The organism is Burkholderia sp. FW306-1C-G01B (assembly GCF_058781685.1).
This window is the reverse complement of sequence record NZ_JBYSWZ010000001.1, coordinates 140,432-153,464: the sequence shown is the minus strand read 5'-3', so window position 1 is coordinate 153,464 and position 13,033 is coordinate 140,432. Positions and strand designations below refer to the sequence as shown.

General features: G+C 65.5%; 15 protein-coding genes. 11 read left to right on the top strand and 4 right to left on the bottom strand.

Features of this window, described 5'->3' with window-relative positions:
• Positions 1-28 precede the first annotated feature (28 nt).
• Complete coding sequence (locus AC3WLY_RS00680; protein WP_492308421.1) at positions 29-1,270, top strand: glycosyltransferase; 1,242 nt, start codon at positions 29-31, stop codon at positions 1,268-1,270.
• A gap of 9 nt (positions 1,271-1,279) precedes the next feature.
• Here the strand turns inward: AC3WLY_RS00680 and hutC are convergent, their stop codons facing one another.
• The 3 genes from hutC to AC3WLY_RS00665 all read right to left on the bottom strand — a co-directional run bounded on the left by hutC (position 1,280) and on the right by AC3WLY_RS00665 (position 3,762).
• A complete protein-coding gene (gene hutC, locus AC3WLY_RS00675) occupies positions 1,280-1,975 on the bottom strand; it encodes a histidine utilization transcriptional repressor HutC (protein WP_011548284.1) in 696 nt (231 codons plus the stop codon).
• A 182-nt stretch (positions 1,976-2,157) separates the two neighbouring features.
• Positions 2,158-3,285 (bottom strand): porin, encoded by a 1,128-nt coding sequence (locus AC3WLY_RS00670; protein ID WP_492308422.1) that lies wholly within the window; start codon positions 3,283-3,285, stop codon positions 2,158-2,160.
• A 162-nt stretch (positions 3,286-3,447) separates the two neighbouring features.
• On the bottom strand, positions 3,448-3,762 hold the full coding sequence (locus AC3WLY_RS00665; RefSeq protein WP_310131494.1) for a hypothetical protein: 315 nt from the start codon (positions 3,760-3,762) through the stop codon (positions 3,448-3,450).
• Between the two features lie 134 nt (positions 3,763-3,896).
• Between AC3WLY_RS00665 and AC3WLY_RS00660 the strand changes: the two genes are divergently transcribed.
• The 8 genes from AC3WLY_RS00660 (at position 3,897) to AC3WLY_RS00625 (ending at position 9,122) form a co-directional block, all read left to right on the top strand.
• Positions 3,897-4,151 carry a winged helix-turn-helix domain-containing protein gene (locus AC3WLY_RS00660; protein WP_279610701.1) on the top strand — a complete coding sequence of 85 codons (255 nt, stop codon included), beginning with the start codon at positions 3,897-3,899 and terminating at the stop codon, positions 4,149-4,151.
• 309 nt (positions 4,152-4,460) lie between these two features.
• A complete protein-coding gene (locus AC3WLY_RS00655; protein ID WP_175960541.1) occupies positions 4,461-5,234 on the top strand; it encodes an ABC transporter substrate-binding protein in 774 nt (257 codons plus the stop codon).
• Positions 5,235-5,302: 68 nt separating this feature from the next.
• Positions 5,303-5,992, top strand: a complete 690-nt coding sequence (locus AC3WLY_RS00650; protein WP_175960539.1) for an ABC transporter permease — start codon at positions 5,303-5,305, stop codon at positions 5,990-5,992.
• A complete protein-coding gene (locus AC3WLY_RS00645) occupies positions 5,989-6,702 on the top strand; it encodes an ABC transporter permease (protein ID WP_105389653.1) in 714 nt (237 codons plus the stop codon). The genes AC3WLY_RS00650 and AC3WLY_RS00645 overlap by 4 nt, the downstream gene beginning before the upstream one ends.
• A 24-nt stretch (positions 6,703-6,726) precedes the next feature.
• Positions 6,727-7,494 (top strand): ABC transporter ATP-binding protein, encoded by a 768-nt coding sequence (locus AC3WLY_RS00640; protein ID WP_175960538.1) that lies wholly within the window; start codon positions 6,727-6,729, stop codon positions 7,492-7,494.
• 210 nt (positions 7,495-7,704) lie between these two features.
• Entirely contained in the window at positions 7,705-8,139 is a 435-nt protein-coding gene (locus AC3WLY_RS00635) for a cupin domain-containing protein (protein ID WP_072439159.1), read from the top strand.
• 312 nt (positions 8,140-8,451) lie between these two features.
• Complete coding sequence (locus AC3WLY_RS00630) at positions 8,452-8,589, top strand: HHHH-motif protein (RefSeq protein ID WP_177318382.1); 138 nt, start codon at positions 8,452-8,454, stop codon at positions 8,587-8,589.
• Positions 8,590-8,651: 62 nt separating this feature from the next.
• Complete coding sequence (locus tag AC3WLY_RS00625) at positions 8,652-9,122, top strand: DUF3761 domain-containing protein (protein ID WP_492308423.1); 471 nt, start codon at positions 8,652-8,654, stop codon at positions 9,120-9,122.
• Positions 9,123-9,261: 139 nt separating this feature from the next.
• Here the strand turns inward: AC3WLY_RS00625 and AC3WLY_RS00620 are convergent, their stop codons facing one another.
• Positions 9,262-10,599 carry a polyhydroxyalkanoate depolymerase gene (locus AC3WLY_RS00620; RefSeq protein WP_492308424.1) on the bottom strand — a complete coding sequence of 446 codons (1,338 nt, stop codon included), beginning with the start codon at positions 10,597-10,599 and terminating at the stop codon, positions 9,262-9,264.
• A gap of 288 nt (positions 10,600-10,887) precedes the next feature.
• On the opposite strand from AC3WLY_RS00620, the gene AC3WLY_RS00615 reads away from it, so the two are divergent.
• Positions 10,888-11,550, top strand: a complete 663-nt coding sequence (locus AC3WLY_RS00615; protein WP_072439166.1) for a glutathione S-transferase family protein — start codon at positions 10,888-10,890, stop codon at positions 11,548-11,550.
• A gap of 238 nt (positions 11,551-11,788) precedes the next feature.
• Complete coding sequence (locus AC3WLY_RS00610; protein WP_492308425.1) at positions 11,789-13,027, top strand: cyclic nucleotide-binding domain-containing protein; 1,239 nt, start codon at positions 11,789-11,791, stop codon at positions 13,025-13,027.
• The last annotated feature ends 6 nt before the right edge of the window (positions 13,028-13,033 follow it).

The following is a 13,033-nucleotide window of genomic DNA, read 5'->3' as shown; positions in this document are numbered from 1 at the left end:
TTCCCGTCGATGGAACAAGGAGTCACGCATGAAGCTTGTCATCGCCACCTACGGCACCGAAGGCGATACGCGCCCGCTCGCGGCGCTCGGCCGCGCGCTGATGAATGCCGGCCACGATGTCCGGCTGCTGGCCGATGCCGCCACGCTCGGTTCGGCCGACGCGCTCGGCGTGCCGTCGGCGCCGTTGTCCGGCGATATCCGCCGCGCGATCGCACCTGACGGCGCGTTGTCGGACGCGGTGCGCGGGAGCGGCGGTTTCAACGACACGTCGAAGGCGCTCGCGGCGATCGCGAATGCGAACACGGCTGCATGGATGCGCGAAGTCGCCGACGTGTCGGCCGGTTGCGATGCGATCCTCGTGTCGGGGCTCGCTTCGTTCGTCGGGTTGTCGGTCGCCGAATATCGCCGCGTGCCGGCGATCGGCGCCGGCATGATCCCGATCACGCCCACTGCCGAATTCGCGTCGCCGTTCCTGGCGTCGGGCAAGCTGCCGCGCTGGCTGAACCGCGCGAGCCACCGGTTCGTCAATGCGTTGCTTTGGCAGGCGTTCAGGAAGGCAACGAATGCGGCGCGCGCAAGCGTGTGCGGGCTGCCGCCGCGCAAGCAGGTATGGACCGATCATCCGATGCTGTACGGCGTATCGCCGGCGCTGCTGTCCGGTCCGGCCGACTGGCCGTCGCAGGTGCTTGCATGCGGGCAATGGCATATCGATGCAAGCGCATGGGCGCCGCCGTCCGAACTCTCCGCGTTTCTGGACTCGGGCGATCCGCCGGTGTACATCGGCTTCGGCAGCATGGCCGGTTTCGACCGGGCCGCGATGGCCGACGCGCTGACGCGTGCGCTCGACGGCCGCCGCGCGCTGTTCTATCCGGGCTGGAGCGGCATCGATGCGTCGCTGCTGCCGGCGCATGTACGCGTGATCGGCGATACGCCGCACGACTGGCTGTTTCCGCGCGTGTCGATGGCGATTCATCACGGCGGATCGGGCACCACGCATTCGGCCGCGCGGGCCGGCATTCCGTCGGTCGTCGTGCCGTTCGCGGGCGATCAGTTCTTCTGGGCGAACCGGTTGCGGCGGCTCGGCGTCGCGGATGCGCCGGTCGCGGGGCGGCGCGTGAGCGCGGCCGCGCTTGCGCGGGCGATCGCGTTTGCCGAACGCGGCGACACGAAGGCGCGAGCAATGGCACTCGGTGCGCGTATCGCTCAGGAGGACGGCTTGAAGCTGGCGGTCGGCGCGCTCGAGCGATGGGCGCGCCCCGGCGCGCGGTGAGGCCGCGCGTCAGAAATGCCCGGTGAACCGGTAACGGCTGCCCGGGTGCCACAGATTGGCGACCGACGCGACCAACCCTTGCGACCACGTGCGCCGATGCAGCAGCAGGCACGGTTCGCGGTCGTCCATCGTCAGATGGCGGCGCGTTTCGGCGTCGGGCATCGCGGCCTCGATTCGGTATTCCACGCGCTGCAGCGGTGCCACGCGCGTCAGGTACTGGTTCGGCGTCGTCGTCGTGAAGTCCTGCAATGCGTATTCGGGCGCGCAGGCCGGATTGACCCAGCGCTCCTCGAGCTGCACGGGCGTGTCGTTCTCGAAGTGCAGCACGCGCGAATGGAAGATCGGGCTGCCGGTGTCGAGCTGCAGCTCGTCGGCGAGCTTCGCATCGGCGACGGCCGCGCCGACCTGCAGCACCTGCGCGCGATAGCCGTGGCCGCGCGCGGCGACTTCGTCGGAGATGCTGCGGATCGCGACGAGCGTCGATTCGTACTTCGGCGATGCGACATACGTGCCCGAGCCGCGCGTGCGCGTGAGCACCTGTTCGGCCGTCAGCTCGCGCAGCGCGCGGTTGACGGTCATCCGCGCGACGTTGAATTCGCGCGCGAGCTCGTTCTCCGACGGCACCTGGTCTCCTTCCGCCCATTCGCCGGCATGAATGCGCGCGAGGATGAAGTCCTTGATTTCCTGATAGATCGGTGTGGTCATGGGATCGCGATTCGAGAGTCGGCAGCGGCCCGCCGCCGAATGCCGATCCGGCGCGCGCCCGGCGCCGAGTGTACCGGTTTCGCGGGCGCGCGGGCCCGGATTCCCCGAATGATCCTTGTTCGGCCGGCGCGCGTCCATGCGGGATTGCACAGGGCGGCCGGCCTTCGATGGCCTGCGCGCGGTCAGAACCGATGCCGGATGCCGACCGTCGCGACCACCTGCGTGTTCGTCGACGAAGCCGCGAGCCCGGTGACGTTCGCGAACCCGAGCGGCGCGCCCGACGGCACGCCGAACTGGTGCTGGTACACGGTTTCCGCATACACGTCGGTGCGCTTGCTCAGCGCGTAGTCGGCCATCAGCGTCACCTGGTGCCATTTCGGCCGGTGGCTGCCGGCCGCGTCGTCGTAGCGGCCTTCGGTGAACGTATAGGCACCCGCGAACGAGACCGCCGGGGTCAGCGCATAGCGCGCATTGATCTCGTAGTTGTCGAAGCGCAGCGCGTTCAGCGCGCCGGGCAGCGACGACGCGGCCGTTTCGTCGAACATCGAATGCGTCCACAGTGCGCCGACCGTCAGCCGGTCGAACGCATAGCTGCCGCCGGCGCCCACTACGCGTTGACGCACGGCGGGGAAGTTCGGACCATCGTTCGTCGACAGCGCACCGCTCGCCGTCAGCCCGCCGCGGTTGAGCTGCAGGTACGCGGCGCCGAGACTGACCGGCCCGTTCGCATACGACACGCCCGCACTGTACGCGCGATTGTTCGCGAAGCCGCCGGCCGCGTTGCTGAACCCGTACAGGCCGCCGAACTGCCAGCCGGCGAGCGTCGGGCTCGTGTATTTCACCGCGTTGTCGATGTAGAACGAATCGTCGATGTTGTCGTTGTCGAACGGATGCGACGCGAGGTTGTTGCCGTCGCCGTTGTTCGCCATTGCCAGCGGGCCGAGATAGTCGACCACGGAGTCGTACTGCCGGCCGAGCGTCAGCGCGCCGTATTGGTCGCTTTGCAGGCCGACGTACGCGCGGCGGCCGAACATCGTGTTCCGGTAGGACTGCGTGCCGTTGTTCAGGTTGAAGCCGTTCTCGAGGCGGAACAGCGCGTGCAGGCCGCCGCCGAGATCCTCGTTGCCGTTCAGCCCGAAGACCGTATTCGACAGCAGGCCGCTGCCTTGCTGCCACACGCTTTTGCCCGACTGGTTGTTCGTATAGGCGATACCGGCATCCAGCATCCCGTAAAGCGTGACGCTGCTTTGCGCATGCGCGGCGGCGCCGAATAACGCGAGGGAGAGGGTACCGATGACTGCTTTTTTCATTGTTTTTGCTTCCTGGGAAAGGCCCGTAACGACGGGAACGGCGATCCGTCGCGCGCGCCGGCGCGAACGCGTTCGGTTCGTGAAGAACCGCGCCCGTTCGTGCCGGATGCGTGCGTTCGAATCGATGAAAGGGAGGCGTCGCGCAGCCGAAACGGCTGCCGGCTAGTGCTGCAACAGGCGGATCGTGCCGAACTCGGCGGCCGGCAGCAGGCGGAGTATCTCCATGATGGCCGGCGACGCCTGCGACCGCGCGACTTCGAGCTCGATGCACGCGCGTCCGGTGCGCTTGTCGATCGCGGCCGTATAGAAATTGAGCGCGGCGCCGACAGCCTGATGCAGCAGGCGCCGCACGACGGCGAGATTGTCCGATTCGACGTGGATCGACAGCAGCACGAGTTCGTCCGCGGGGCACCGGCGCCGCGAACGAACGGGCGGCAGCTCGCGTGAAGCAGCGGATTCGGTTCTGGTCGGTTTCATGCGTTCATCCCCGGGTCGCATCGTGCTCCGCGCCGCGGAGATCTCGTGTGGACATGGCGCCCATTCTAGGAATCGCCGTGACGATACGGTGTATAGACTCGCACTGGCCCTGAAAAGAACGCATAAAAAACACCATGCCCGCCGGCTTTCGTCTTTACAGATTTTTTATTTCTGACGCGCCTCGAATTCCGGCTGCTCGCCGTGCGGCAACTGCTGGCCTCTGGGGCATTCACGACGCGGACCGCGCGCACTACGTGCGCGTGTACATGACCAACCTGCGGCAGAAACTCGAACCGGTGCCGGCGAGGCCGCGGCACCTGCTGACGGAACTGCAGTTCGGCTACCGGCTGGTCGGACTGGAAACGGTCGGCGCGACCCGCGAGGTCTAGACAGGTGTTGCGTGCCTTCCGGCCGCTCCCTTACGCATCGAGAAAGCCGGAATTCAGCATCGCGTAATCCATAATTAATTGAAACTTAAGGAAAATTTCGACGCACGATCATAATCGTCCGACAATTAGAGATAAACACGGATTGCTGGCGATGCCCGTGAAAAGGCAAAGTTGTATGTACAACTTGGAGCGTCGCTAGACAGGGCGATTTCCGGGTTGGAAGGGGTCGCGGCGAAGCCGCCGTGCCGGCGGCGCCGGTGCGGGCTGCCCGACGGGACCCCTGCCCAGTTCGCCTCTGACAGGAACGCCATGAAGAAACTCGCGCTCAGTATTGCCCTTGCCTGCATCGCGGTCGGTGCCCACGCCAAGGATTGGTCGACGATCCGGTTCGGCGTCGACGCCAGCTATCCGCCGTTCGAATCGAAGGACGCAAGCGGCAAGGTGGTCGGCTTCGACGTCGATCTCGGCAACGAGATCTGCGCCCGCCTGAAGGCGAAATGCGTGTGGATCGAGAACGACTTCGACGGGATGATTCCGGCGCTGAAGGCGAAGAAGTTCGACGGCGTACTGTCGTCGATGTCGATGACGCCGGCGCGTGCCGAGCAGATCGCGTTCTCCGACAAGCTGTTCAACACGCCGACGCGCCTCGTCGCGAAGAAAGGCGCGAACCTGCTGCCGACGGCCGAATCGCTGAAGGGCAAGTCGGTCGGCGTCGAGCAGGGCACCATTCAGGAAACCTACGCAAAGGCCTACTGGGCGCCGAAGGGCGTGCAGGTCGTGCCTTACCAGAACCAGGACGGCGTGTACCAGGATCTGATGTCCGGCCGCCTCGACGCGGCGCTGCAGGACGCGGTGCAGGCCGACATCGGCTTCCTGAAGACGCCGCGCGGCGCGAACTTCCAGTTCGCCGGCGGCGACATCGACGATCCGAAGACGCTCGGCAACGGTGCGGGCATCGGCCTGCGCAAGGACGACGCCGACCTGAAGGCGAAGATCGACGCGGCGATCGCCGCGATGCTGAAGGACGGCACGTACAAGAAGCTCGAGAAGAAGTACTTCGCGTTCGACGTCTACGGCGGCTGACGCTTTTTCGGCGCACGCGGCTTCGGCCGCGCTGCGCCGCCTGTCTTTCCGGATCGGGATACGCTGACATGATTTTCCAGGGATTTGGCCCGCTGCTGTGGGCCGGCACGGTCGAGACCGTGAAGCTCGCGGTGCTGTCGCTCGCCGCGTCGCTCGTGCTGGGGCTCGCCGGCGCGGCGGCGAAACTGTCGACCAATCGCGTGCTCAAGTCGATCGGCACTTTCTATACGACGCTGATCCGCGCGGTGCCGGACCTCGTGCTGATGCTGCTGCTGTTCTACGGGATCCAGATCCTGCTGAACAACGCGACCGACCTGATCGGCTGGGACCAGATCGACATCGATCCGTTCGTGGCCGGCGTCGTGACGCTCGGCTTCATCTACGGCGCGTACTTCACCGAGACGTTTCGCGGCGCGTTCCTCGCGGTGCCGCGCGGCCAGCTCGAAGCCGGCTTCGCGTACGGAATGGGCGGCTGGCGCGTGTTTCATCGCATCCTGTTCCCGCAGATGATGCGCTTCGCGCTGCCCGGCATCGGCAACAACTGGCAGGTGCTCGTGAAAGCCACCGCGCTCGTGTCGATCATCGGCCTCGCCGACGTGGTCAAGGCGTCGCAGGACGCGGGCAAGAGCACGCTCGATTTCTTCTTCTTCACGCTGGCCGCGGGCGCGATCTACCTCGCGATCACGACGGTATCCAACGTCGTGCTGCATCACCTCGAGAAGCGTTATTCCGTCGGCGTCCGGAGGCTCGCACTGTGATCGAACTCATCGGCCAATACTGGCAAAGCTATCTGTACACCGACGGCTACCGCTTCAGCGGCCTCGCGATCACGCTGTGGCTGCTGGTCGTGTCGATCGCGCTCGGCTTCGCGCTGGCCGTGCCGCTCGCGATCGCGCGCGCATCGTCGAACCGCTGGATCTCCGGCCCCGTGTGGCTCTATACGTACGTGTTCCGCGGCACGCCGCTCTACGTGCAGCTGCTGATGTGCTACACGGGCATCTATAGCCTGCAGGTCGTGCACGATCACGTGCTGCTCGACACGTTCTTCCGCAACGCGATGAACTGCACGCTGCTTGCGTTCGTGCTGAACGAATGCGCGTATGCGACGGAGATCTTCGCGGGTGCGATCAAGGCGACGTCGGCCGGCGAGATCGAGGCCGGGCAAGCCTACGGGATGTCGCGCTTCAAGCTCTATACGCGGATCATCCTGCCTTCCGCGCTGCGCCGCTCGCTGCCGAGCTACAGCAACGAGGTGATCCTGATGCTGCACGCGACCACGCTCGCGTTCACCGCGACCGTTCCCGACATCCTGAAGGTCACGCGCGACGTCAATTCGGCGACGTACATGTCGTTCCAGGCCTACGGCATCGCAGCCGTGCTGTATGCCGCCGTCGTGTTCGCGCTCATCTGGGCGTTCCGCAAGCTCGAGACGCGCTGGCTCGCGTACCTCTCGCCGCGCGGCCATTAATGCATTCGCAACGAAGGACCAAGCATGTACAAGCTCACAGTCGATAACCTGCACAAGAAATTCGGCGACAACGAGGTGTTGAAGGGCGTGTCGATGAAGGCGAAGGCCGGCGACGTGATCAGCATCATCGGCTCGAGCGGCTCCGGCAAGAGCACGTTCCTGCGCTGCATCAACTTCCTCGAGCAGCCGTGCTCGGGGCAGATCACGATCGGCAGCGAGCCGATCCAGACCACGCGCGACCGCAACGGGGCGCTGCGCGTGGCCGACCAGAAGCAGCTGCAGCGGATGCGCACGAAGCTGTCGATGGTGTTCCAGCACTTCAACCTGTGGGCACACATGACGGTGCTCGAGAACGTGATCGAGGCGCCGATGGCCGTGCTCGGGATCGGCAAGGACGAGGCCGTCGCGCGGGCGCGCAAGTATCTGGAGAAGGTCGGTCTTGCGCCGCGCGTCGAGGGCATGTATCCGTCGCACCTGTCGGGCGGCCAGCAGCAGCGAGTTGCAATTGCACGCGCGCTGGCGATGGAGCCGGAAGTGATGCTGTTCGACGAGCCGACGTCGGCGCTCGACCCCGAACTGGTGGGCGAAGTGCTGAAGGTGATGCAGAAGCTCGCCGAGGAGGGCCGCACGATGGTCGTCGTCACGCACGAGATGGGCTTCGCGCGCAACGTGTCGAATCACGTGATCTTCCTGCATCAGGGGAAGATCGAGGAGGAAGGGAATCCGCAGGAGATTCTCGTGAATCCGAAGAGCGAACGGCTCGGGCAGTTTTTGTCGGGGCGGTTGAAGTAAGCAAGCAGGCAGCGTTGTGCATCGCCCGTGAAGCCGCAATGGCGTCCCCGGGCGATGCGGAGATTGAAGTACGCTTACAGTTGCGCGAGCGCGTCCGTCAAGGGCCGCTGCGCGACACGCACGAGCGGTAACCTGCACGGCTTCGCGCCGTCGCAAACTGGAACGCTAAGTGCTTGTCAGGCTTGATCCTTTCGATGAAGGAGCACCACGATGAGCACACCGACTACAACCCATTTTTCCCACGTGAAGCCGCAGGACACCGCGTATCAAGGCGAAGGCCTGCGCGACTTCTTCCTGTATCGCGATCTCGGCATCGCGGCCGCGACGAACGGCAAGGTCGTCGCGCAACTCGTCAGGGCGAATCATGCACCGACGGCGGGCACCGGCTGGCACCGTCACGAGGCCGAGTTCCATATCGTGTTCATGCTGAAGGGTTGGGCGCGCTTCATGTACGGCGAGCAGGAAACGCTGGTGTCCGCCGGCGATTGCGTGCATCAGGCGCCGGGGATCGTCCACTACCTGTTCGACTACTCGCCGGACATGGAGTATCTGGAGATCGTCGGGCCCGCCGATTTCAAGTCGATCGACGTCGAAGGGCCGTGCGCCGTGCCCCCGCCGACGCCGTGGGGCGAGACGGGCGCGTAGCTGCGCGGTTTTCCGGCGCGCGCATGCGCCGACCGACGCGCGTCGTGCGCACGTTTGCGACGGACCGCCTTCGGGCGGTTTTTTGTTGATCCTTCCCGGAAGCCGCCGCGTGCTCCGCGGACCATTCGAATTCCGAAGGGCCGGGAAGCTGAAGATCCGGAAAGAAAGGAAAGAGATTCGTCAGCTTCGCGTGACGGATTGTTACGTGGTGTCAAAGATCGTCAATTGCGGGCTGCGCGGTGCACGGCCCGTCGACGGCCGGCGTTAAGGAGGTACCAGCCGGATTACCGGCTGACTACCCGGGAGAGTTCCATGAAGCGCATCGCGAAGATCCTGACGGCCACCGCAGTGGCATGCGCCGTTCTCGCTCCGGCGCTTGCCGAAGCCCATTCGCACCGTGTGTGCCATTTCGATCATCACCACCATCGCATGTGCCGCTGGGTGCGGTAACCGTGGCTTTCCCCGGGGATGCCCGGGACGCTTTCACCATTCAGGCAAATCAGGAGAGGACTATGAAAAAGACGATGTTGATCGCCGCGCTCGTCGCCGGCATGGGGGTGTCGATCGGTGCGTTTGCGCAGGTTCCGGCCAGCGCGCCGGCCGGCACGACCGGTCTGTGCAAGGACGGCTCGTTCTACTCGGGCGCATCGAAGAAGGGCGCATGTGCAGGCCACAAGGGTGTGAAGGCCTGGTACGGCGCATCGTCGGCGGCAGCAGCCAGCGCGCCGGCCGCGATGGCGCCTGCGACGGCGGCTTCCGCTGCCGTTGCGTCCGGTGCCGCGCCCGCGAAGAGCGCCCCCGCGACGACCGCCGCAGCGGCGCCGGGCGGCGGCGCGGGCAAGGTGTGGGCCAACGACAGCACGAAGGTCTATCACTGCTCGACCGACAAGTATTACGGCAAGACGAAGCACGGCAGCTACATGTCGGAAGCGGATGCGAAGGCGAAGGGCTTCCACGCGTCGCACGGCAAGGCCTGTTCGTAACGCGGGCAGGGCGCGCGAGTTCATTCGCTTGCGCGTCGTCTGAACGCTGCAGGAAATCACGCCCCGCCGCCTCGGCGGGGCGATTCATTTGCAACGCCGGCGGCCGCGTCGCAGCACCGGTTCAGTGCACACGATGCGATTATGTTTCGGTCGCCGTATCGCGCTCGGCTGAGCGCGCATCGATCAGCGCACGCAACGTGACGTAGTGCGCGCCGTTCGCGTTGCCTTCCGCATCCGCGGTGCGATCGTACGGCTCGTTGTCATGGATCGTCGCGCGCACGATCGGATAGATCTGCGTTTCCCAGCGGCTGCCGTTGAACACGCCGTAGTGGCCCGCGCCCGTCTGCACGTGGTGCGTCTTCAGATACGACGGCAACCCCGAACACAGCTCCTGCGCGGCGACCGTCTGGCCCACCGCGCAGATATCGTCCTTCTCGCCTTCGATCGTCAATAGCGCGGTGCGGTGAATCGCCGCCGGTTCGACGAGCGTGTCGCCGACCGTCAGTTCGCCGCGTGCGAGCGCGTATTGCTGGAATACCTTCTCGACCGTTTCCAGATAGAACTCCGCGGTGAGATCGGCTGTCGCGAAGTATTCGTCGTAGAAACGCCTCAGCGTGTCGGCTTTCGCGGGATCGCCTTTCGCGCGCTGGTAATACAAATCGGCGAACGACGCCGCATGCCGGTCGGGGTTCATCGACATGAACGCACCGACCTGCACGAAGCCCGGATACACGCACCGCTGCGCACCGACGAAGCCGGCCGGCACCACGCTGATCAGGTTCTTCGCGAACCATTCTATCGGCTGGCTCATGGCGAGCGCGTTGACCTTCGTCGGATTCACGCGGCAGTCGATCGGGCCGGCCATCAGCGTCAGGCTCGCGGGCTGCGCCGGATCGCCGCCGGCCGCCATCAGCGCGACCGCCGCGAGCGCGGCGACGGTCGGCTGGCAGATCGCGAGCACATGCGTGTCCGGGCCGATCTGGCGGATGAAGTCGATCACGTGCTCGACGTATTCGTCGAAACCGAAGCGCCCGGCCGTCAGCGGGATGTCGCGCGGGTTGTGCCAATCGGTGATGTACACGTCGTGGTCGGCCAGCATCGTGTGCACCGTGCCGCGCAGCAGCGTCGCGAAATGCCCGGACATCGGCGCGACGATCAGCACGCGCGGCTGGCGCGCGACCGGCCGCGCCTTGCGGAAATGCAGCAGCGTGCCGAACGGCGTGGCTGCTGCCGCTTCCTCGACGATCGGGACCGTTTCTCCGTCGACGACGATCGAGTCGATCCCGAACGGCGGACGCCGATGCGAGAACGCGCAGCATTCGAGCAGTTCGCACAGCGCGTCGAGCATGCGGCCTGTCGGTGTCGACGTGGAGGCCGGCCACAGCGACATCGTCGCGCGCGTGGTGGCCGCCCATGCGCGCGCCGGGCGCAGGCATTCTGCAGACCATTGGTAGAACGGATAGGCAAGCAGGTTCATGACCGTCGCTCGTTGCGCTGCGTTGCAATAAACGAGGCAAGCCGTGTGCCAGCGTCCGATTGGCACGCGCGTTGCGTGCGGTTCGGGAACGCGGTGGCGCAGGTGGCACGCGACGACGGACGGCCGAAGGCGATGCATTGCCGTGCCGGTCCGGCGCGCGGCCCGTGCTGCAATACCGTGCGGCGCGGCGCCAGTTCGGCGAATACGCCGCACAGGCGTGGTGCGGGTGACGGGTGCGGCGTCCGCTTTCGGTGCAGGGGCACGAACGGCTTTCAGCAGGGGAGCGACATGGAATCCACCGGACAGACGACGCTGACCATCAGCAGCCGCAATTACTCGTCGTGGTCGATGCGCGGCTGGCTGCTCGCGAAGCTGAGCGGGCTTGCGTTCGACACCGTCAGCGTACCGATCGATGCCGCGTCGCGCGCGGAGCTGCTGCTGCTGTCGCCGTCGATCCTCGTTCCATGCCTGACGCACGACGGCAACAAGGTGTGGGATACCCTCGCGATCGCCGAATACCTGAACGAAATCCGGCCGCAGGCGCGGCTGCTGCCTGAAGACCGGCATGCGCGCGCGCATTGCCGGTCGATCTGCGGCGAGATGCATTCCGGTTTCAGCGCGTTGAGATCCGCGCTGCCGATGAACCTGCGCGCGCATTTCCCCGGCTTCCGGATCTGGTCGCGCGCGCAGCACGACATCCAGCGGATCGTGACGATCTGGCACGAGTGTCTGGCCGCGTATGGCGGGCCCTGGCTGTTCGGCGCGGAGATCGGTATCGCCGACGCGATGTATGCGCCGGTCGTCACGCGCTTCCTGACCTACGACGTGAAGCTGGAGCCGGATATCGCCGAGTACTGCATGCGTGTGCTCGCGCATCCGTTCGTCGCCGAGTGGATCGACGCGGCGAAGGCGGAGCAGGAAGACATCGACGAACTCGACATGGAGTTTTGATGCACGCGATCGCGGCGCGCTTTCAATTGCACTACACGCGCAAGCATCGAAATTGGGTTCTCGATGCAGTTGCGCGATCCGCAAACGTTTTATCTTGATTTCGGGTTAAACCGAGTGCGAATTCCCTAAAGGATGTTGAGCCCGATGACGTAAACGAGTCACGGGGACGACTCGCGACACGCATGCTTTCGACGTGCGGCGCGCAGTCTGCAATAACCAGCGCAGCAGGGGAATCGACGTGAATCGTCAGCAATCGTGGACGCGTACAGCGGCGCCCGGAGAAATCATTTACTCGGAGGGCTTCGCGGGCGAGCCCGTGATCTTTCTGATCACCGACGGCAAGGTCGAGCTGTCCACGCGATGCGACGACAAGCGCGTCATCGTCGCGACGCTCGGCCGCGGCGAGTTCTTCGGCGAATCGGCGCTGCTCGCCGCCGAGCCGCGCGCCCATACCGCGAAGGCGCTTTCGTTCTGTCAGCTCACGGTCGTGCCGGCCGGCATGCTCGATGAAGAAATCGAGCGCGTGTCCGCGCTGCTGCGCCATATCGTGCGAACGATGATCCGGCGCGTGAAGCGCAAGGACGACCAGCTCGCGACCTACACGCATGCGGACTTCATGCCCGGCGTGCTGTCGTATGCGCATGTGCTGTCGCTGATGGCCGGCGCCGATGCGCGCGAATCCGGCGACGGGTGGGCGCGCAGGCCGATGCAGGCCCATGCGACCGAAACCTCGGTGCCGCTCGCCGAAGTGATCCGCAAATGCCGCGCGATTGCGGGCCACTCGCGACCGCACGTGCTCGCGATGCTGCGGCGCATGGAGAAGCTCAATCTCGTCACGATCGAAGCCGCGCAGGCCGACCATGTCGGCGGTGCAGCCGACTATGCGGCTTCGTCGGACGCGCGCCAGGTCGTCACGTTCGATGCCTCGCGCGTGATCGATCGCGCGCAGCAGGTCGCGGACCACGATCTCGACCTGTCGATCAACAGCGAACTCGAACTCATCGAACTGGCCGATCTCGAATCGCTGATCGGCGTCGAGAAGACGCTGTTGCTCAACAAGCTGTCGAACGGCGAGATCGCCGACGAAGTGTTCGCGTTCCGCAAATCGAAGGTGCTCAGTTACGTCGAGCAAAAGGGCGTCGCGTACTTCTCGCGGCGCAACGCGCGTCGCGGCGGCGACGTGCGCGCGCTGGAGGATCTCGTGTGGGTCGACCAGCGCACGCTGTTCGACGTGATCAGCGCGTTCGATACGTACGATCTCGCGAAGCTGATCGCGAACCTCGACGATCGTGCGGTGGCCGACAAGCTGTTTTCCGTGATGACCGAGGCGCGGCGCAACGAGGTGTCGTGGGTGATGCGCCGCGAGCTCAAGCTCGATCCGATCGAGATCGAGGATATCGAGCAGCGCGTGCTGGATGCCGTGCGCGCGGCCAAGGCGCCGGCGACGGGCGCGGCGTCCGTGGTGTCGGATGCGTGACACGGA

Bases quoted from the DNA above. Each gene is read 5' to 3' on its own strand.
- AC3WLY_RS00680 (WP_492308421.1), top strand. From the start codon at position 29: ATGAAGCTTGTCATCGCCACCTACGGCACCGAAGGCGATACGCGCCCG.
- hutC (WP_011548284.1), bottom strand. From the start codon at position 1,975: ATGACCACACCGATCTATCAGGAAATCAAGGACTTCATCCTCGCGCGC.
- AC3WLY_RS00640 (WP_175960538.1), top strand. From the start codon at position 6,727: ATGTACAAGCTCACAGTCGATAACCTGCACAAGAAATTCGGCGACAAC.
- AC3WLY_RS00630 (WP_177318382.1), top strand. From the start codon at position 8,452: ATGAAGCGCATCGCGAAGATCCTGACGGCCACCGCAGTGGCATGCGCC.
- AC3WLY_RS00615 (WP_072439166.1), top strand. From the start codon at position 10,888: ATGGAATCCACCGGACAGACGACGCTGACCATCAGCAGCCGCAATTAC.
- AC3WLY_RS00635 (WP_072439159.1), top strand. From the start codon at position 7,705: ATGAGCACACCGACTACAACCCATTTTTCCCACGTGAAGCCGCAGGAC.
- AC3WLY_RS00650 (WP_175960539.1), top strand. From the start codon at position 5,303: ATGATTTTCCAGGGATTTGGCCCGCTGCTGTGGGCCGGCACGGTCGAG.
- AC3WLY_RS00665 (WP_310131494.1), bottom strand. From the start codon at position 3,762: ATGAAACCGACCAGAACCGAATCCGCTGCTTCACGCGAGCTGCCGCCC.
- AC3WLY_RS00655 (WP_175960541.1), top strand. From the start codon at position 4,461: ATGAAGAAACTCGCGCTCAGTATTGCCCTTGCCTGCATCGCGGTCGGT.
- AC3WLY_RS00660 (WP_279610701.1), top strand. From the start codon at position 3,897: ATGCCCGCCGGCTTTCGTCTTTACAGATTTTTTATTTCTGACGCGCCT.
- AC3WLY_RS00670 (WP_492308422.1), bottom strand. From the start codon at position 3,285: ATGAAAAAAGCAGTCATCGGTACCCTCTCCCTCGCGTTATTCGGCGCC.
- AC3WLY_RS00620 (WP_492308424.1), bottom strand. From the start codon at position 10,599: ATGAACCTGCTTGCCTATCCGTTCTACCAATGGTCTGCAGAATGCCTG.
- AC3WLY_RS00625 (WP_492308423.1), top strand. From the start codon at position 8,652: ATGAAAAAGACGATGTTGATCGCCGCGCTCGTCGCCGGCATGGGGGTG.